Below are 18,428 nucleotides of genomic sequence, written 5' to 3' on the forward strand. Positions count from 1 at the left end.
GACTGAGGTCATGGACGAGCGCACTTTCGGTAGGTCTGATCAGCACGCATCCGTCATCGGTCTCGGCACCTGGCAGCTGGGCGCGGACTGGGGGGACGTCGACGACAAGGAGGCCCTGTCGGTCCTGGAGGCCGCGGCCGAGTCCGGGGTGACGTTCTTCGACACCGCGGACGTCTACGGCGACGGGCGCAGCGAGCAGACCATCGCCGCGTTCCTCGCCGGACGCCCCGACCTGCACGTGCTGGTCGCCACCAAGATGGGCCGCCGGGTCGAGCAGATCCCGGAGAACTACGTACTCGACAACTTCCGCGCCTGGAACGACCGTTCGCGCCGCAACCTCGGCGTCGACCGGATCGACCTGGTGCAGCTGCACTGCCCGCCCACCCCGGTCTACTCCTCGGACGAGGTGTTCGACGCCCTGGACACCCTGGTCGAGGAGGAGCGCATCGCGGCCTACGGCGTGAGCGTGGAGACCTGCGCGGAGGCGCTGACCGCGATCGCGCGGCCGAACGTGGCCAGCGTGCAGATCATCCTCAACCCGTTCCGCATGAAGCCGCTGCGCGAGGTCCTCCCGGCCGCGCGGGAGGCCGGCGTCGGCATCATCGCCCGCGTCCCGCTCGCCTCCGGCCTGCTGACCGGGAAGTACACCAAGGACACCGTCTTCGCGGACAACGACCACCGCAACTACAACCGGCACGGCGAGTCCTTCGACGTCGGCGAGACCTTCTCCGGCGTGGACTACGCGACGGGCGTCGAGGCCGCCGCGGAGTTCGCCGCCCTCGCGCCGTCGGGCTGCACCCCGGCCCAGCTCGCGCTGCGCTGGATCGTCGAGCAGCCCGGCGTGACCACCGTGATCCCCGGCGCCCGCTCGCCCGAGCAGGCCCGCGCCAACACGGACGCCGCCCGGCTCCCGGGGCTCGACGACGCCACCCACGCCGCGATCCGCGACCTCTACGACCGCCGTATCAAGGACCAGGTCGAGGCCCGCTGGTAACCGGCCGCGACGACGTCGCGCGGCCCGCTCACGGCTCCAGGAGCAGCTGCCACTCCTGCTCCTGGTCGCCGGAGACGGAGCCCTGGTCCTGGGTGGTGAAGGCGTGGTTGAGCGTCTCGCGCGCCGTAGCCACCGCGAGCGGCGATCCCTGCACGGTCAGCGTCACCGCGCCGGACAGATGGCCGGCCACGGAATGCTCGGACCCGGTGGGCCCGTGCGCCGGATCGTGGGCGAACCGCGCCGTGTGGACCGTGACGTCGTCACTGGCCGGAAGGTCCTCCTGGGGCCTGCCGAAGGCGGGCTCCAGGACCTGCACGACCGCACGCGCGTCGGCGACCGTGCCGCCGCTGACCGTGACCGTGAGCTCGGTGGCGGGCATGTCCGTCTGACTCCTCGGATGGTCTTGGTACACCATGCCGCACCGTGTAACCCTCCGCCCATCGCCCAAACAGCGATCAGTTCGGGCACGTCCCGCTCAATCCGGCGCGAACGGGGAACACGGTCCGGGAAGGCGTCCGGGTCGAGGCGAGTGGAGGAACCGTGCCGGCCACGAAGAGCGGTGCACAGGTCAACGACTGGGGTCGGCACGAGACCGAGGAGGAGCGGGCCGACCGGAAGTGGGGCGAGCTGATCCAGGAGATCAGGGTCGCCCAGACCGGGGTGCAGATCCTGTTCGGCTTCCTGCTCACCGTCGTGTTCCAGCAGAAGTACGACTCGCTGGCGCAGATCGACAAGACCATCTACATCGTGACGGTCGTCCTCGGCGCCGCGACGACCGGCGCGCTCATCGGGCCCGTCTCGCTGCACCGTCTGGTCTCCGGGCGGCGGGTCAAGCCGGAGGCCGTCGAGTGGGCCTCCCGGATGACCTTCGTCGGCCTCGCGCTGCTGCTCGCCACCATGACCTCGTCACTGGTGCTGATCCTGCGGGTGGCCACCCACAACGCCGTGGTGCCGTGGATCGTCGCGGCGGTGGTCGTGTGGTACGCGCTGTGCTGGTACGTCATCCCGCTGTGGACGCGGCGCCGCCATACGACGGAGTGACGCCCAGCGCGTGGAGCTGCCGGTCGTGCAGGCGGGAGAGCACGAGCACCGAGACAGTGGCGCCGATCAGCGCGCAGAACATGTCCCACTGCGTGTCCCACACATCGCCCTGCGTGGCGAGGAACGCGTCCGCGGAATGCCCGCCGACCACGGCGGACAGCCACTCCAGCATCTCGAAGACGGCACTGAAGGCGAGGCACGCGCACACGGTCAGCGGGCCCAGCCAGCGGCTGCCGCGCAGCGGCGAGGTGCGGCTGAGCAACTCCCGTACCAGCACCGCCGGGACGAATCCCTGCATGAGGTGGCCGAAGCGGTCGTAGGGGTTGCGGGACAGACCGAAGGTGTCGCGCACCCAGTCGCCCAGCGGTACCTGCGCGTAGGTGTAGTGACCGCCCACCGCCAGGACGAGCGCATGTGCGGCCAGCAGGCAGCACAGCAGGTTCGTCAGCGGGAAGCGCCGCCGGGTGAGCACCACCAGCGGCAGCCCGATCAGGACCCACACGGTCTCCAGGAACCACGTCATGCGGTCGCGGGCGCCCCAGGCCGACACCGCCATGCCCGCGACCACGACGGCGACGAGCACGGCGGGCAGATACCGGCGCGGTGCGGCGGCATGCACAACTGCGGTCATGGGAGCTCCTTCGGGTGAGAGCCCCCATGCTGGCCGAGCGGGCGGGCGGCGGCATGAGTACGGCTACTCAGCCCCGCCCGGGTACCGCGACGCTCAGTCCTTCGGGCCGCGCAGCGCCGTCAGGCAGGTGGCGATGGCCTGCTGGAGCTCTTCCAGGCGCTGCACCATGTCGTCCTCGGCGAAGTCCTGCACGTCGTCGAAGGTCAGCTCCTCGAACGCCTTCGTCGCCCGCGTCAGGCTGCTGTAGAACTTCGTCCGCCGCTCCTGGACGCGCAGTTCGGGATCCGCCTCCACCGTCTCGGCGACGAGCGCCTTCATGGTGTCGTAGGCCTCGCCGGCCCACTCGCCGGCGTCCTCGTCCTCGTCGAGCTCGTCGATGAGCGACAGATGCCGCTCGGCCTCCTGGCGGACGTCGGCGGGCGCGTCGATGGTCTGCCCTGCGGGCGTCTTGACCTGACCCGACTCGGCGATCTGGCGCACGTACCCGATCCGGTCGGCGGCGCGGCTCTCGGTGGCGACGGCCTTCTTGAGGTCGTCGGTGCGCACCACGTCGCGCGCCAACTCCGCCTGGAGGTCCGGGTCTTCACGCACCCGGTCCAGGAGCGCCTGGCGCGCCGCCCGCGCGGTGGAGGGGTCGGCGAGGATCGCGGCGCGCAGGGCGGTGGGGTTCTCGGCGACCTCCAGCGCCTTCGTCGGCCTGATCCCCTCCGCCTCGGCGGCCTCGGCGATCGCGGTGCCGCGCTCGGAGGTGGCGCTGTTGCGGGAGACGTAGTAGCTCAGCCACACGTCGGCGTCCGGCAGCTCCACCTCCTGGCCCGGCGCGAGCGCCTCGAACTGCGGGACGAGACCGTCGTCGGCGGCGCGGTCCCAGGCCCTGTAGTAGCGCATGACGCGCTCGGCGGAGCAGCCGGCCAGCTCGGCGAACTCCTTCGCCGACACCTTCGGCGTCTCGTCCGCGCCCTGGCCCCCGGGCCGTACGCTGCGCGCCACCATCAGGCCGAAGGCCCAGCCTCCGGTCCGCGCGTAGACCCCGAACTCGCGCGCGTCCCGCGCGACCAGGTCGGACGTCGGGACGGGGGACGGCTCGGACGGGACGATCGCTAGGGTCACGGACGACTCTCCTGTGCGGGGCTGGTCGGACTGCGCAGACGCGGTCCGCGGCGGGGCGGGGTGCAAAAGCGCAGACCGGCAGCCTATACGGCTCAGGCGAAGGCCTCGCGCAGCGCCGGCAGCAGCGTCTTCTCCGCCCAGTCCAGGTACGCCGGCTGCGACGCGCCGCCGATCTGCACGAGCGCGATCTGGTCGAACCCGGCCTCGGCGTACGGCCGTACGGCCTCGACGAAGTCGTCCGGGTCGTCGCCGCACGGGATCGACGCGGCGACGTCGTCCGGGGTGACGAACCGGGTGGCCGCCTCGAAGGCGTCGGGGTGCGGGAGTTCGGAGTTGACCTTCCAGCCGCTGCCGAACCAGCGGAACTGCTCGTGGGCCCGCCGCACGGCGGCGTCCCGGTCGGGGTCGTGGCAGACCGGCAGCTGGCCCACGCGGGGCTTGCCCGCGCCGCCGTGCCGGTCGAAGGCGTCCAGCAGCTCCGGCTTGGGCTCCGTGGCGATGACGAGGTCCGCGAGCCGGCCCGCGAGGGAGCAGGACTGCTCGCCGGAGACGGCGAGGCCGATGGGCGGCGGCTCGTCGGGGAGGTCCCAGAGCCGGGCCGACTCGACGTCGTAGTGCTTGCCGCGACGGTTGACGTGACCGCCGCCGAAGAGGGCGCGGATGATCTCCACGGCCTCCTCCAGCATCTCGTGCCGTACGTCGGCGGCGGGCCAACCACCGCCCACCACATGCTCGTTGAGGTTCTCGCCGGAGCCGAGGCCGAGCCGGAAGCGGCCCTCGGAGAGCAGCTGCATCGTCGCGGCCTTCTGCGCGACGACGGCCGGGTGGTAGCGGCGGGTCGGACAGGTCACGTACGTCATCAGCGGGATGCGCGAGGTGGCCTGGGCGGCCGCGCCGAGCACGCTCCAGGCGTACGGCGAGTGTCCCTGCGAGCGCAGCCACGGAAAGTAGTGGTCCGAGGTCACCGAGAAGTCGTAGCCCGCTTCCTCGGCCCGCACCACATGGTCGACCAGCTCACGGGGGCCGGCCTGTTCCGTCATCATCGTGTATCCGAATTGCACCATAACTGCCGGGTCCCCGGCCCGGGCGGCGGAAAACCGTCCCATGCTCCGTGGATCACCGGGGCAGGATGCCTCCATGAGTGCCCGCCCGCTGCCCTCCAGCGACCCCGCAACCCAGGGCGTCGACGCCGCCGGCGTCCACGCCTTCCTCGACGCCCTCGAAGCGGCCCCGGACATCGAGCCGCACAGCCTGATGATCCTGCGGCACGGCCGTCTCGTGGCGTCCGGCTGGTGGGCGCCGTACACCGCCGAACGCCCGCACCTGCTGTACTCGCTCAGCAAGAGCTTCACGGCGACGGCCGCGGCGATCGCCGCCGGCGAGGGGCTGCTGCGCTTCGACGACCCGGTGATCTCCTACTTCCCGGAGTTCGCCGCCGACATCACCGACCCGCGCAGCCGGGCGATGCTGGTGCGGCACGTGGCGTCCATGGCCAGCGGGCACGAGGCCGAGACCCTGCCGCGGGCGCTCGCCGCCGACCGCGCGGACATGGTGCGCGGCTTTCTGCTGCTGCCGCCCGAGCGCGATCCGGGCACCGTCTTCGCCTACAACCAGCCCACGACGTACAGCCTCGCCGCCATCGTGCAGCGGGTCACGGGGCAACCGCTGACGGAGTATCTGCGCCCGCGCCTGCTGGACCCGCTCGGGATCGGGACGGCGGCCTGGCTGCGCGACCGGGCCGGCCGCGAACTCGGCTTCAGCGGGCTGCACGCCGCCACCGACGCCGTCGCCCGGCTCGGGCAGCTCTACCTCCAGGACGGTGTGTGGGAGGGCGAGCGGCTGCTGCCCGAGGGCTGGGTGGCCGAAGCGGCCCGCCCGCACATCGGCAACGGCGACGGTACGGCCGAGGGCGCCCGGTCCGACTGGCAGCAGGGCTACGGCTTCCAGTTCTGGAACTCCCGGCACGGCTTCCGCGGCGACGGCGCCTACGGCCAGTTCTGCCTGGTGCTGCCCGAGCACGACGCGGTGATCGCCACGACCGCCGCGACCGAGCAGATGCAGGAACTGCTGAACCTGGTCTGGCGGCACCTGCTGCCGGCGTTCGGGCCCGCGCCGCTGCCGGACCGCACGGCTGCGGACCGGGCGCTGCGGGACAGGATGGCGCGCCTCACCCTGCCCCCGGCACCGGGCAAGCCGGCGCCGCCGGAACGGACGCAGGACTGGTCCGGAGCCGAGTTCACCCCGTACGACGGCGTCTGCGCGGGGCAGCCCAGGCTGACCGGGGTCCGGGTGACGTCCGGCCCCGACGGCTGGACGTTGCGGCTCACCGAGGACGGGCACCACCTCGACGTGCCGGTCGGTCGGGCGGGCTGGACCGTCGGCGACGAGCCGCTGCCCACCGCGGTGAGCGGCGGCTGGGCGGACGACGGCACCCTCGCCGTGGACATCCAGTTCCTGGAGACGCCGCACCGCCTGCGCGTGACCTGCTCGCCGGCGGACGGGACGTTCACCGCGCGATGGGCCACGACTCCGCTGCACAACCCTCCGCTGCGCGCCATGCGCGCGCCCCGTCCCTCAGCCTGAGGGGGTGCGGAAGGTCCGCAGGACGGTCTGCAGGGCCTGCCGGTTCGCGGAGTCGTTCCAGTCGGCGGCCGGAGTCGCCCAGCGCAGCGAGAAGCTCCGGCCGCCGCCCAGCAGGAAGCCCCGCCCGAAGGTGCGCATCCTGGTGCCGTCGACCTCGGTGAGCCACTGCATGTCGGCCGCCTTGTGGCCCTGGTACGTCGTCGCCCGGATCGTGCCGATCCGCTGGAAGCCGTCCTCCTTCTCCAGCACCGGCTGCACGTCGTCGCGCCAGACGGCTACGGGGTCGGGGCCCACGACGGTGCTGTAGGTGACGGCGAGCGCACGGGGATCGCCGTCCGTCCCGAAGGTCACGCGGTACGACTTGTCGCCGGCGCGCTGGGTCTCCACCCGGCCCCAGTCCTTCGGCAGCGCGACCGAGAAGCCCTCGGGCGCCGTGTAGCGCCGAAATCCCTGCGGCAGCGCGGTGTTCGAGGCAGAGGGCGACGGCGACGCGGTGGGAGTCGGCGAGGCGGACGGGGAGGCGCCGCGGCCGTCGGTCCGGCTGCTCGGCGGGCCGGCGGAGACCGGCGGGCGGGACGGCGCGGCGTCGGTCCCGGACGTTCCGGTGCCCGGCAGCAGGCCGGTGGCGGCGAGCGTGGCGACCACCACGGTGACGACGGCCAGTGCCGTGCCGGCGGCCATGGTCCGCCGGGTCCAGGCGGGAGCGGAGTGCCAGGCGGCGGTGGAGACGCCCCGCAGCCGGGGCCGGGGCACGGTGGCCACCGTCGCGTCGGGGTCCTCGGTGACGGCGCGGGTCAGGGCCTCGCGGACCACCTGGCGGGTCAGCCGCTCCCGGGAGTTCTTGCGCAGCAGTCCCTGCACGGTCTGGGTGAGCGGGCCCGCCCGCACCGGTGTGCGCAGCGGCAGGCGGTCGACGCCCTTGAGCGTGGCCTCGGGCCGGTCCCGGTCCCTGAAGGGCGGGCGGCCTTCGAGCATCGTGTAGAGGATCGCGCCGAGTGCCCACAGGTCCGCGGCCGGGCCGATGCGCTCGTCGCGGGCCTGCTCGGGGGAGGCGAACGACGGTGCGGTGAGGCGCGGTGCCAGGGTCGCGCCGGCCAGCCCGAAGCCGGTGACCACGACCGAGCCGCGGTCCCGCACGAAGACGGTGCCGGGGCTGAGCTCGCAGTGGGTGATCCCCTCGCTGTGCGCCGCCTCCAGCACGTCGAGCAGTTCCAGGCCGATCCGGGCGGCCCGCACGTAGTTGAACGTGCCCTGCTGGGCGACGAGTTCACCGAGCGGCGTGCCGTCGATCCACTCGGTGACGATCCACAGGACGCCGTCCTGCTCGACGGCGTCCACGACCGTGGCGACCGCCCCGGGGCACATCAGTCCCAGGGTCTCGGACATGCGGATGATGCGGGCGGCCGCGCGGGGCGCGGCCTCACCGTCCGGGTCGTACGGCAGGGCTATCTGCGTGAGGAGATAAGGGCGTTGGGCGCTGACATCCTTGCCGTACCAGCTGATGCGGTTGGTCTCCTGGTGGACGACGTCGACGAGCCGGTATCTTCCGGCGACCAACTGCTGTGTGAAGACATGTGCCTTGACCATGGTCATCCCTCGTCGAACCCTGCGTCTCACCTTTCACAGAGGTACGGGGAGTACGACGGGATGCGTTCAATGGATCCTTGAATCAATGGCGTCCGCGCCCCATTGTTCACGCGTTGCTGGGTCAATTCGGTGAAGTCGCCTTTTGCTGACCGGAATTCAAACGACCGCATTTCTCCGACGGCCGCACGGAATCAGCGCAACCCGAAGCGCTCGGCCCAGCTCATGACGTCACCGGTGGTCGCGTTGCCGCCGCACACGACCAGCCCGAGCCGTGCGTCGTCGCCGACCCGCTCCAGGACCTGCCGGGCGGCGGGCAGCAGACAGCCGGCCGCGGGCTCCGCCCAGACCTTGGCGTGGTCGGCGAGGTCGAGCGTGCCCTGCACCGCCTCCCGGTCCGGCACCACGAGCACCTCGTGGACCAGCGCGGCCACATGCTCGTACGTCAGCTGCGACGCGGCGGGCGCGCAGAGCGTGGACACCAGGGACGACAGGCCGACCTGCACCGGGCCGCCCGCGGCCAGCGCCTGCGACATGGCCTCGGCGCCCTCGGTCTCCACGCCCCAGATCCGCACACCCGGCCGCTGCGCCCGCAGCGCCGCCGCGACACCGGCGATGAGGCCCCCGCCGCCGATGCTGACGAGGACGTCGGTGAGCTCGTCCGCGTCCGCGGCGAACTCCAGTCCGACGGTGCCCTGCGCGGCGATCACCACCGGGTCGTCGAAGGGATGGACCAGGGTCAGCCCCTCGTCCTGCAAGCGCTCCATGAGCGCGAAGGCCCCGGCCATGTCGTCCGTCAGCCGCACCGACGCACCGGCGGCCTCCGCGATCTCCACGGCACGCGCGGGTGCCGAGCGCGGCATGACCACCGTGGCCTTCACATGGAGGGCGGCGGCCATGATCGCGAGGGCGATCCCGTGGTTGCCGCCGCTGACCGCCACGACGCCCGCGGCCCGCTCCGTGTCGGTCAGCGACAGGAGCTTCGCCGTCGCACCGCGCGCCTTGAAGGAGCCGGTGCGCTGCAGCAGTTCGAGCTTGACGGTGACCGGGGCGCCGAGCAGCGTGGTCAGGCCGGGGCTCGGCAGCGTCGGTGTCCGTACGACATGCCCGGCGATGAGCTCGGCCGCGGCTTCGACCTCAGAGATCCCGATCAAGACACTCACCCTTTCGGCGCGGGTGACTGGCCGCACCGCTTCGCACCCTTACGCGGGAGAGGGCCCAGGTCAAACTGATGGGGACGGCGGGGCGGGGGAGTGCGGTGCGGACCCCGCCCCCACCGTGTCACACGTCCCGGCGCACCAGGTACTCCAGCAGCGCCCGCAGGTCGTGCGCGGCCCCCGTCTCCAGGACGACGCCGGCGAGCGCCACGTCGACCGCGGACAGGTGGCGGCGTGCCTCGGCCATGGCCGCCGACCGGCCTCCGGCGGCCTCGATCAGCGCGGCCGCCTCCTCGGGGTCCTCGCCGTCGTCCAGGAGCGTGGCGAGCCGCCGGACGGCACGATCGCCGGAGTCGAGCGCGGCCAGCACCGGGTACGTCTTCTTCCGCTCGCGCAGATCGCCGTGCACCGGCTTGCCCGTCACCGCGGGGTCGCCCCAGATGCCCAGGACGTCGTCGACGATCTGGAAGGCGATCCCGAGGTGGCGCCCCGCACGGTCGAGGGCGGCGACGACCGGGGGAGCCGCGCCGCCGAGCAGGGCGCCGAGCGCGGCCGCGGAACCGAGCAGCGCGCCCGTCTTGTGCTCGGCCATCGTCCGGTACTCCTGCGGCCGCACCCGCCGCGGTCCCGTCCATGGGCGGGCGGCGAACAGCAGGTCGTCCGCCTGGCCGTGCACCAGGTCGCCCAGCGCGGCCGACAGCGCCCGCACGGCCTGCGCTCCGCCCGGTTCGGCGGCGAGGGTCTCCACGGCGAGGGCGAACAGCGCGTCGCCCGCGAGGACCGCGGGCCCGGTGCCGTAGGCCTTCCAGACGGTGGGGCGGCGGCGGCGCGCCGCGTCGCCGTCCATGATGTCGTCGTGCAGGAGCGAGAAGGTGTGCACCAGCTCCACCGCGACCGCCGCGGGCACCCCGGCCCGTCCGGGCGCGCCCGCCGCCTCCGCCCCGAGCACGGCCAGCGCCTGCCGTACGCCCTTGCCGGCCGGCGCGGCGGCCGGCCTGCCGCCGACCTCGCACCAGCCGAACGAGTAGGCGGCCATCTCGCCCACCCACGGGTGCATCCGCCCGACGGCCTCCGTCAGCGCGGGCCGCACCAGCGCGCGGCAGCGGTCGAGGACGTGCGGGGCGTCGGCGGGCGCCCGGAGCACCGAGGGGAGCGCCGTCACCGGGCCACCTCCGCGACCAGACCGAACTCCTCCTGGGCACGGGCCACCATCTCGCGGGCATGCCGCAGCCCGATCCGCTCCAACTCCTCAGCCAGTACGGAGAATTCGGCCGCGGTCTCGGCGCGGTCGCGGCCCAGCCGGGCCAGCGACTTGGCCAGCCCCAGCCGGGACAGCGCCTCCCCGCGCGGCTCGCTCATCGCCCGGAACTCCGCCAGCGCCTGCTCGTACAGGTCGCGGGCCTCCGCGTAACGCCCGGCCCGGTACAGGACGTTGCCGCGCATCTTGTGGTTGTAGGCCAGCGCGCTGGACAGCTTCATCGCCCGGCAGCTCAACTCCGCCTCGGACAGCAGCCCCAGCGCCCGCTCGGCGTCCCCGTCCCGCACGGACACGATGTCGGCGAGACCGCGCAGCGCCCAGGCGTGGCCCCGCCGGTCCTCGGCCCGCGCGGCTATGGCGGCCGCCTCCTCGAACAGCGCGAACGCCGTGTCGTACTCGCCGGTGTTGCGATGGATCTGCGCGATGCCCTCCAGCGCCCAGACCGTGTGCCGCGCCTCACCGCGGCGCCGTGCCTCGGCCAGCAGCTGCTCGTGCAGCCTGCGGACGGCCTCGTAGTCGCCCTGGATCCGGCCGGTCTCGGCGAGTCCCGCGAGCGAGTAGCCGCGCACGACGACGTCGCCGCCCCGCTCGCCGAGTTCGGCCGCCAGGCCCAGCAGCCGCCAGGCCAGCGGGAAGGCGCCTCGCTGCCGGGCCAGGGTGCCGCCGCTCCACAGCGCCCACGCCATCGCGGCCGTGTCCCCGGCCTCGCGGGCCGCGCGATAGCTCGCCTTCCATGCCTGCTCGGCCTCGCCGACCTGCCCCAGCCTGCGGTGCGCCTCGGCGACCGCGAGCCCGGAGCGGGCCGCCTCCCCGTGCTCGCCGGCCCGCTCCGCCGCTCTCAACTCCCGCGTGCCGGCGGCCAGTACGTCCGTCAGCGAGGAGTTCACGGAGAGTGTGGTGAGCGCGCCCTGGTACTCCGGGGCGAATGCCTTGCCGTACATGGATCCCTTTCGGTCCGTATGCACGCCATGTATACGCTGGGTGTATACGTGAGGGGTATACGTCCTGTGTATACATGGGGTGTATAGCGCGTCGAAAATGCGCCCCGGCCCGGAGGACCAGGGCATCACCTGTTGCGGATCAAGACGTCGTGGCCGCCGGAGAGGTTGCTCCTGAGGCGCAGATCACTTCCCGGGCTCAGTGCTGCTGGGCCCGCTGCGGCGTCGCCTCGCTCGGCCGTACGACGACGTAGCCCTCGCCCTGGAGCATCAGCTGCACCGCCTCGCCCGAGCCGCCGCGCAGCATCGATCCGATGGACTGGGAACGGTGCAGGGAGGTCTGCAGACCGGCGGTCCAGCCGACCACCGCGTCCGTGTCGACGTACACCGGGTACTGCGCCGATACGGGGATGACCAGCGGGTTGCCCTCGCACGCCAGACCCAGCCTGCCGTGGCCGGTGAAGACGCTGTTGAACAGGCCGCCGCCGGCGATGCCCGCGCCCTTCACCGTCGAGATCCGGTACGACAACGAGGCGTCGAAACACAGGACGTTGCGGCCGTTGACGGTGAACTCGTCGCCGGGGTCGACCTCGACGATGAAACAGTTCTGCGCCTCGTGCGCGAACCAGGCCTCGCCCGTGCCGCGCACCGCCATCAGCGGCAGTCCCTCCCCGGTCATCGCGCGCTTGAGCATGCCGCCCATGCCCTGGCCCTTGCGCTCGAACTGGAGGTTGCCGCGGTAGGCGATCATCGCGCCCTGGCGGGCGAGCATCTCGCCGTTCACCGCGTACTTGATGCATTTGGCGTTCTCGACGGTCATGCCTGCTTCGGTGGCCGGCTGGACCATGTGGTCACTGGAAAAGAGGGAACCCTTCATGCGGGCATCCTGTCCCGGAGGATGACGTTCCGCCAAGATCGTGGGCCTGGTGGAACTGGGCGGGACCGCGGGCGGTCAGGCGCCGAAGAGTTGGGTCCAGTAGGTGCCTGCCGCTCCGCCGCCCGCGAGGCCGATTCCTATGTGGGTGAAGTCGGACTTGAGGATGTTGGCGCGGTGTCCGGGGCTGTTCATCCAGCCTTCGACGACCTCGGCCGGGGAGCGCTGGCCGCAGGCGATGTTCTCGCCGACCGAGCGCCGGCGGGCCCCCGCGGCCGCGGCCCGGTCCCAGGGCCGGCTGCCGTCCGGCGAGGTGTGCGAGTAGAACGCGCGCGCCACCATGTCCGCGCTGTGCGCCTGGGCGGCGGTGGTCAGCAGGGCGTCGGTGGTCAGTCCGGGCAGACCGGTCCTGGCGCGCTCGCGGTTGGTGAGGTCGACGACCTCGGCCGCCGTCCGGGCCAGGTCACCCGGCGTGAACGGCCTCGCCCACAGCGCCGTCCAGTACATGTCGCCGTGGCGCCCGTCGCCCACGTACCCCAGACCCGCGTGCGTGAAGGCCGGGTCGCAGAGCGTGCGGCTCGCCTTCTCGTCGCCCAGGCAGTACTCGACCAGGTCGGCGGGTGTGCGCGGGCCGGAGACCAGGTGCTCGCCGACCGTCAGATACGCGTATCCGGTGGCCGTCAGCCGCTGGTAGACGGAGACACCGTCCGCGCCCTCCACCCCGAGCCGCCCCGCGGCGGCCATGGCCGAGGCGTGCGCACGGGCCGCGGACGCCAGACGAGGATCGAGGAAGACGGGCGGCGCACCGGCCCTGGCGCGGACGGAGTTGACCAGCGTGAGGAAGCCGTCGGGGTCGGCGGCGGGTGGCGGGCCGGCGGGGTGCAGGTCGACGAGCGTCGGCGTGGGGACGACGGGGCGGGCCGTGGGCGCCAGGGCAGGAGCAGGCGAGGCGGGCGTGTGGGTCCGAGGCGAACCGGGCCCGTGGGGCGGCGGCGAAACGGGCGCGTGCGCAGGCGGTGTCGGCGCCGGCCCGGCCGCGTCGTCGATGACGTCGACCCCGAAGTCCCTTGCCAGACCGGCGAGTCCGTCGGCGTACCCCTGCCCGAGGGCCCGCAGCTTCCAGACGTCGCCGCGCCGGTAGATCTCCGCGAGCAGCAGCACCGTCTCGTGCTGCGGGCGCGGCGGGGCGAACCGGGCCAGGGAGCGGCCGCCCGCAGCGGAGACCTGAAGGGCGGGGGAGGGGAGCCGGCCCAGGGGAGTGGCGGGGTCGGCCGCACTGACCACGACGGTGACTCTGGTGGCCCCGGGCCGGAGCCTGGGCGGGTCGACGGTGAGCGTGTCGCCGTCCAGCCGGGCGCCCGGCGCGGACGGCTGGTTGTAGAACACGAAGTCGGCGTCGCCGCGGACCTTGCCGCCGTCGTCCGTGATCAGCGCGGACACGTCGAAGGGGCCGGGCACCCGGACGGTCACGGCGCCGCCCGGAAGGGGCATGTTGCCCCCGGGGACCAACTCGCTCATCGCGCCGCCCTGGTGTCGTCGTCCACTCGCCTCGGATGGGCTCGTGGGGACAACGTCCACCAGGGTGGCCGGGTTCCCGGCACGTACCGGCCTCCAGGGAACCCGGCCACCGCTACGGGGTGAGTGGCCTACTGGCGCTCGTCCGGCGCGGCGGTGGGCCGCACGTCCTTCGCCTTCTTGCCGCAGAACGCCGACTCCAGCGTGCCCAGCATCGTGTTGAGCACCCGGCCGTTGTTGGACACGTTGGCCAGCGCCGTGAGGCTGCGCTTGCCGTCCTTCGTCGCGAACGCGTACGTGTAGTAGCCCTGGACGGCGCCGGTGTGCCCGTAGACCGAGACACCGCAGGACAGATGGCGGCTGCGCAGTCCGAGCCCGTAGGACTGGCTGCTGTTGACGGGCACCATCCGCTCCATCTGCTTCAGCTGCGCGGGCGACATCAGCCGGCCGCCGAGCAGGGCGGAGAGGAAGGTGTTGAGGTCGCGCGTGCTGGAGATGACCGCGCCCGCGCTCTGCGCCCAGGACACCGTCTGGTCGGTCGCGTCGACGAGGGCCGCGCCCGCCCTGTCCGGGGTGAGGTAGCCGTCGGCGTGGCGGCCGGGGATCTTCTTGTCCGGGTGGACGTAGAGGGTGTCGCGCAGCTTCAGCGGCTTGATGATGCGGTTCTGGTACTCCGTCTTCACGGAGTGACCGGTCAGCTTCTCGATGAGCATGCCGGCGACCACGAAGTTGGTGTTGGAGTACGCGTACGCGGCGCCCGGAGCGTTCGTGCGCTGGTGGCGCAGTGAACGGTCCACCAGCTGGCGGTAGGTGAAGACCTTGGAGCGGACCGCCTCGAAGCCGGTGGTCGCGTTCGCGAACATGTCGTTGGTGTAGTCGTACAGGCCGCTGCGGTGGCCCAGCAGCTGGCGCACGGTGATCGTGCGGTCGGGCAGCAGGCCCGGCAGATAGTGGTCGACCGAGGCGTCGAGCCTGAGCCTGCCCTCGTCGGCCAGCTGCATCAGCACGACGGCCGAGAAGGTCTTGGTGACGCTGCCGATGCGGAACCGGTCGGCGTTGCTGATGGTCCGTCCGCTCTTGCGGTCGGCGATGCCCACGGCGGCCCAGGCGATCGAGCCGTGGTCGTCGATCCGGGCCATCGCGCCGGGTGCGCCCTGCTTGAGCGCGGTACGCAGCACGTTTCGGAGCCCGTCGAGATCGGGCTTCGGCATGGCCCCGGCCGGCGCGGCGTGCGCGGGGGCGGCGAGGAGGGAGAGCACGACCGTTCCGAGGAGCGCGCCCTTGGATGCGAGATGGGTCACATTCACACGAGGCAACTTTCTTCCGTCCCGTCACATCTCCACAGTCGACGCACGGTTGGTCACTCGCTGATCACCGAGCGGCATGGATTTGCGAAGTATTGCCATGTATCGCACGGAAACTGGCTTTTTAGTCTTTACATGGACATGACGCGTCCGAAAGGGTTTCGTCCGGGGGCCCGACCAGCCCCCATGGTGCTCAACGGCGCCATGCGTCAGGGCGGTTGGTGAACCCGGCCGCCTTGCAAGGAAGGACCCTCATCCATGCGTAGGCCGCACATACGCAACGTGGCGGTCGCCGTCGCCGTGACGACGGCCGCCACGAGCCTCGCAGGCACCGCTTTCGCGGGTCCCGCCACGGGGGCGGGACACGTCGCCACCGCCGACGCCTCTTCCGCGTCCGTGGTGTCCGCCGCGAGAGCCGCCGCCGTCGCCCACTCCTCGGCCACCGGCGTCGCCCACGGTGACGAACTGCGGGCCGAGGACGTCATGATCGACCCGGAGGGCGCCCGGCACGTCCGGTTCACCCGCACCCACCAGGGCATGCCGGTCCTCGGCGGCGACCTCGTCGTCCACCTCACCGAGAAGCTGGCGTACGCGGGTGTCACCCGGGCCACCGGCCACTCCGTGCAGCGCACCGCCGCCACCTCCGCCAAGCTGTCGGCCGGCCAGGCCCGGCAGAAGGCGGCCGCGGCCGCCAAGGGTGACGCCGGGGCCGCCGAACTCGTCGTGGACGCGCGGGACGGCGGGGCCGCCCTCGCCTACCAGGTGCGCGTGGACGGCAGCGGTACCACCGAGAGCGGTGGCTCCAGCACGGTCGTCGTCGACGCCGTCACCGGCAAGGTGCGCAGCAACACGCCCGACAGTGACGCCTTCCTCTCGCCCGGCCTGCTCGAGAAGCTGCGCAAGCACGGCGAGACGCTCGACCCCGCCACCGGCGCCGGCTCGCAGGCCGCCGGAGCCCTGGCGTCGTCGTCGGCGTCCGCCGCAGCCCGCTACCCGTCGACGGCCCACGGCACCGGCAAGTCGCTCTTCGTCGGCGAGATACCGCTGACCACCACCCGCACGGCGCGCACCACCTACCTCCTCAAGGACCCCAGCCACTGGGGCACCGAGACCCGGGACGCCAAGGGGCTGGAGCTGGAGAGCTTCGGGCGCGGCAAGAAGATGACCACCGGCAACGACGTGTTCGGCAACGGCTCCACCACCAGCAGGAACAGCGCCGCCGCCGACGCCCAGTACGGCGTCACCAAGACCCTGGACTTCTACAAGAAGACCTTCGGGCGCAAGGGCATCGAGAACAACAGCAAGGGCGCCCACGCCATGGTCCACTTCGGCAAGAAGGTGGCCAACGCGTTCTGGGACTCCACCTGCGACTGCATGCTCTACGGCGACGGCGACGGGGACATGTTCAAGAAGCCGCTCGTCGTCCTCGACGTCACCGGCCACGAACTCACCCACGGCGTCGTGGACGCCACCGCCAAGCTGGAGCCCACGCGCGTGGACTCGGACGGCAACCAGTACGGCGAACCGGGTGCGCTCAACGAGTCGCTGGCGGACATCTTCGGCTCCAGCGTCGAGTTCTTCACCAACAACGCGAAGGACAAGCCGGACTACCTGATCGGCGAGAAGCTCGGTCTGGACCAGAAGTTCCTGCGCCGGCTCGACCACCCCTCGCTGGACAAGCTCGAGGGCACGATCGACTACTGGTCGCCGCAGGTCTACGACGCCGAGGTGCACGCCGGCTCCGGTGTCTCCTCGCACGCGTACTACCTGCTCGCCGAAGGCAGCGGCCAGAAGACGATCGGCGGGGTCAAGTACGACTCGCCGACCTTCGACGGCTCGACGGTCAAGGGCATCGGCCGCACCAAGGCCACCGCCATCTTCTACCGCGCACTGACCCGCTACATGGTCTCCACCACCGACTTCCACGGCGCGCGCGTCGCGACGCTGAAGGCGGCCAAGGACCTCTACGGGCAGAACAGCACCGAGTACAAGACGGTCGACCAGTCCTGGTCCGCGGTCGACGTGACCGCCGCCAACACCCCGGCCGCACACCACTGATCCAGCGGTGGCCGGCTCCTGCGGCACGGTGCGCGCCGTGCCGCAGGAGGGCAGGTGGGGCCGCTGCCGGCGTGCCGCGCGCGGGAGTTGGCCGCCAGGGAAGGCCACCGGAACCTCACAGGCAACCTTCAGGCGATTCCTGTCTCTTTTATTGACAGCGGAAATTAAGGGCCCTAGGTTCCCGAGCCATGCGCTCGACCCCGCCTGCCGAGACGTTCCCGGCGCACACGCCGGCGGCCTCGCAGATCTTCACCACGGTCCTGACCCAGGGCCCGCTGACCCGGCTGGAGGCCGCCCGGCGGGCCGGGTTGTCGGCGGCCGCCGTCACCAAGGCGGTCCGTCCGCTGCTGGCGGCCGGCTACCTGGTGGAGACCGCGGACGAGCAGGCGCCCCCGGCCCTCGGTCGGCCCGCGAACCTGGTCCAGGTCGACGGCGACCGCGCCCTGTTCGTCGGCGTGAAGGTGACCGCGGGCGAGCTGATCGGCGTGCTGACCGACCTGCGCTGCCGCATCCGCCTGGCCCGCCGCGTGCCGCTGACGGACCGCCAGGACAGCTCCGTGCTGGCCGCGATGACGGATCTCGTGCACGAACTGCGGACCGGGGCGAAGGAGTTCGGCGCGCCCGTCCTCGGCCTGGGAGTCGCCGTCTCCGGCGACGTCGACCGCGCCGAAGGAGCCGTACGCTATTCGCCCTTCCTCGGCTGGCGGGACGTCCCCCTGGCCGAACTCGCCGCCAAGGAGACCGGATTGCCGGTCACCGTCGACAACGACGTGCGCGCCCTGACCGTCGCCGAGCAGTGGTTCGGGGCCGGCGCGGGCCTGTCCGACTTCGCCCTGGTGACCGTCGGCGCGGGCATCGGCTGCGGACTGGTGGTGCACGGCCGCGTGGTCGCCGGTGCGCACGGCGTGGCCGGCGAGATCGGCCATGTCACCGTCGACCCCGCGGGACCGTCCTGCCACTGCGGCAACCGCGGGTGCGTGGAGGCGATCGCCGGGGACGCCGCGATCCTCCGCCGGATCCGTGAGACCACGGGGGTCGAGGTCACCGGCACCGCCGAGGCGGTGGCCCTGGCCCACCGGGGAGTCGCCGGAGCCCGCGAGGCGTACGCCAGGGCGGGCGAGGCGATCGGCCGCGGCATCGCCACCGTGGCCAACCTGTTCGGCCCGCAACGCGTGATCATCTCCGGCGAGGGCCTCGCCGCCTACGACCTCTTCGCCGAGCAGATCCGCGGCTCCTTCGCCGCGGCCGCCTTCGGCTCCGCCGCCCACTGCGACGTACAGACCCGCCCGCTCGCCTTCGAGGAGTGGGCACGCGGGGCCGCCGCCACCGCGATCCAGTCCTTCATCACCCCCGACGACCCGCCCCCGAGCCGCTGAACCGA

At 72.4% G+C, this 18,428-nt stretch carries 16 protein-coding genes; 5 read left to right on the forward strand and 11 right to left on the reverse strand.

What is annotated here, in order from left to right:
- The first annotated feature begins 10 nt into the window (after window positions 1-10).
- A complete protein-coding gene (locus tag ACFU97_RS35855; RefSeq protein ID WP_384264893.1) occupies window positions 11-994 on the forward strand; it encodes an aldo/keto reductase in 984 nt (327 codons plus the stop codon).
- A gap of 28 nt (window positions 995-1,022) precedes the next feature.
- Here ACFU97_RS35855 and ACFU97_RS35860 read toward each other — a convergent pair whose 3' ends face one another.
- Window positions 1,023-1,373, reverse strand: coding sequence for a hypothetical protein (locus ACFU97_RS35860; RefSeq protein ID WP_384264895.1), 351 nt, complete (start codon window positions 1,371-1,373; stop codon window positions 1,023-1,025).
- A 161-nt stretch (window positions 1,374-1,534) separates the two neighbouring features.
- On the opposite strand from ACFU97_RS35860, the gene ACFU97_RS35865 reads away from it, so the two are divergent.
- On the forward strand, window positions 1,535-2,035 hold the full coding sequence (locus ACFU97_RS35865; protein ID WP_384264897.1) for a DUF6328 family protein: 501 nt from the start codon (window positions 1,535-1,537) through the stop codon (window positions 2,033-2,035).
- Here the strand turns inward: ACFU97_RS35865 and ACFU97_RS35870 are convergent.
- The 3 genes from ACFU97_RS35870 to ACFU97_RS35880 form a co-directional block, all read right to left on the reverse strand.
- Complete coding sequence (locus ACFU97_RS35870) at window positions 1,995-2,666, reverse strand: DUF2238 domain-containing protein (protein WP_384264899.1); 672 nt, start codon at window positions 2,664-2,666, stop codon at window positions 1,995-1,997. The genes ACFU97_RS35865 and ACFU97_RS35870 overlap by 41 nt on opposite strands.
- Before the next feature lie 93 nt (window positions 2,667-2,759).
- A complete protein-coding gene (locus ACFU97_RS35875) occupies window positions 2,760-3,776 on the reverse strand; it encodes a hypothetical protein (protein WP_384264901.1) in 1,017 nt (338 codons plus the stop codon).
- Between the two features lie 92 nt (window positions 3,777-3,868).
- Window positions 3,869-4,840, reverse strand: a complete 972-nt coding sequence (locus tag ACFU97_RS35880; RefSeq protein ID WP_384264903.1) for an LLM class F420-dependent oxidoreductase — start codon at window positions 4,838-4,840, stop codon at window positions 3,869-3,871.
- Between the two features lie 73 nt (window positions 4,841-4,913).
- On the opposite strand from ACFU97_RS35880, the gene ACFU97_RS35885 reads away from it, so the two are divergent.
- Window positions 4,914-6,359, forward strand: coding sequence for a serine hydrolase domain-containing protein (locus ACFU97_RS35885; RefSeq protein WP_384264905.1), 1,446 nt, complete (start codon window positions 4,914-4,916; stop codon window positions 6,357-6,359).
- Here the strand turns inward: ACFU97_RS35885 and ACFU97_RS35890 are convergent.
- From ACFU97_RS35890 to ACFU97_RS35920, 7 genes are all read right to left on the reverse strand, one after another.
- Window positions 6,351-7,946 carry a serine/threonine protein kinase gene (locus ACFU97_RS35890; RefSeq protein WP_384264907.1) on the reverse strand — a complete coding sequence of 532 codons (1,596 nt, stop codon included), beginning with the start codon at window positions 7,944-7,946 and terminating at the stop codon, window positions 6,351-6,353. The genes ACFU97_RS35885 and ACFU97_RS35890 overlap by 9 nt on opposite strands.
- 191 nt (window positions 7,947-8,137) lie before the next feature.
- Entirely contained in the window at window positions 8,138-9,097 is a 960-nt protein-coding gene (locus ACFU97_RS35895; RefSeq protein ID WP_384264909.1) for a threonine/serine dehydratase, read from the reverse strand.
- 127 nt (window positions 9,098-9,224) lie between these two features.
- A complete protein-coding gene (locus tag ACFU97_RS35900) occupies window positions 9,225-10,262 on the reverse strand; it encodes a polyprenyl synthetase family protein (RefSeq protein WP_384264911.1) in 1,038 nt (345 codons plus the stop codon).
- Window positions 10,259-11,299: a tetratricopeptide repeat protein gene (locus ACFU97_RS35905; protein WP_384264913.1), complete on the reverse strand. Its 1,041-nt coding sequence runs from the start codon at window positions 11,297-11,299 to the stop codon at window positions 10,259-10,261. Before ACFU97_RS35905 ends, ACFU97_RS35900 begins: the two co-directional genes overlap by 4 nt.
- 196 nt (window positions 11,300-11,495) lie before the next feature.
- The gene (locus ACFU97_RS35910; RefSeq protein ID WP_384264914.1) at window positions 11,496-12,173 is read right to left on the reverse strand and encodes an AIM24 family protein; all 678 of its coding nucleotides are present in this window, start codon (window positions 12,171-12,173) and stop codon (window positions 11,496-11,498) included.
- A 75-nt stretch (window positions 12,174-12,248) separates the two neighbouring features.
- Window positions 12,249-13,688: a CAP domain-containing protein gene (locus ACFU97_RS35915; RefSeq protein WP_384264915.1), complete on the reverse strand. Its 1,440-nt coding sequence runs from the start codon at window positions 13,686-13,688 to the stop codon at window positions 12,249-12,251.
- A 128-nt stretch (window positions 13,689-13,816) separates the two neighbouring features.
- On the reverse strand, window positions 13,817-14,986 hold the full coding sequence (locus tag ACFU97_RS35920) for a serine hydrolase domain-containing protein (protein ID WP_384264917.1): 1,170 nt from the start codon (window positions 14,984-14,986) through the stop codon (window positions 13,817-13,819).
- 261 nt (window positions 14,987-15,247) lie between these two features.
- Here ACFU97_RS35920 and ACFU97_RS35925 point away from each other — a divergent pair, with 261 nt between their 5' ends.
- Entirely contained in the window at window positions 15,248-17,047 is a 1,800-nt protein-coding gene (locus tag ACFU97_RS35925) for a M4 family metallopeptidase (RefSeq protein ID WP_384264918.1), read from the forward strand.
- Between the two features lie 188 nt (window positions 17,048-17,235).
- Window positions 17,236-18,423, forward strand: coding sequence for an ROK family protein (locus ACFU97_RS35930; RefSeq protein ID WP_384264919.1), 1,188 nt, complete (start codon window positions 17,236-17,238; stop codon window positions 18,421-18,423).
- The last annotated feature ends 5 nt before the right edge of the window (window positions 18,424-18,428 follow it).

The organism is Streptomyces sp. NPDC057616, from assembly GCF_042800575.1.
Taxonomy (GTDB): domain Bacteria; phylum Actinomycetota; class Actinomycetes; order Streptomycetales; family Streptomycetaceae; genus Streptomyces.

Coding starts and splice junctions, on each gene's coding strand:
- ACFU97_RS35855 (WP_384264893.1), top strand. CDS start 11: ATGGACGAGCGCACTTTCGGTAGGTCTGATCAGCACGCATCCGTCATC.
- ACFU97_RS35860 (WP_384264895.1), bottom strand. CDS start 1,373: ATGCCCGCCACCGAGCTCACGGTCACGGTCAGCGGCGGCACGGTCGCC.
- ACFU97_RS35870 (WP_384264899.1), bottom strand. CDS start 2,666: ATGACCGCAGTTGTGCATGCCGCCGCACCGCGCCGGTATCTGCCCGCC.
- ACFU97_RS35880 (WP_384264903.1), bottom strand. CDS start 4,840: ATGGTGCAATTCGGATACACGATGATGACGGAACAGGCCGGCCCCCGT.
- ACFU97_RS35885 (WP_384264905.1), top strand. CDS start 4,914: ATGAGTGCCCGCCCGCTGCCCTCCAGCGACCCCGCAACCCAGGGCGTC.
- ACFU97_RS35890 (WP_384264907.1), bottom strand. CDS start 7,946: ATGGTCAAGGCACATGTCTTCACACAGCAGTTGGTCGCCGGAAGATAC.
- ACFU97_RS35905 (WP_384264913.1), bottom strand. CDS start 11,299: ATGTACGGCAAGGCATTCGCCCCGGAGTACCAGGGCGCGCTCACCACA.
- ACFU97_RS35910 (WP_384264914.1), bottom strand. CDS start 12,173: ATGAAGGGTTCCCTCTTTTCCAGTGACCACATGGTCCAGCCGGCCACC.
- ACFU97_RS35915 (WP_384264915.1), bottom strand. CDS start 13,688: ATGAGCGAGTTGGTCCCCGGGGGCAACATGCCCCTTCCGGGCGGCGCC.
- ACFU97_RS35925 (WP_384264918.1), top strand. CDS start 15,248: ATGCGTAGGCCGCACATACGCAACGTGGCGGTCGCCGTCGCCGTGACG.
- ACFU97_RS35930 (WP_384264919.1), top strand. CDS start 17,236: ATGCGCTCGACCCCGCCTGCCGAGACGTTCCCGGCGCACACGCCGGCG.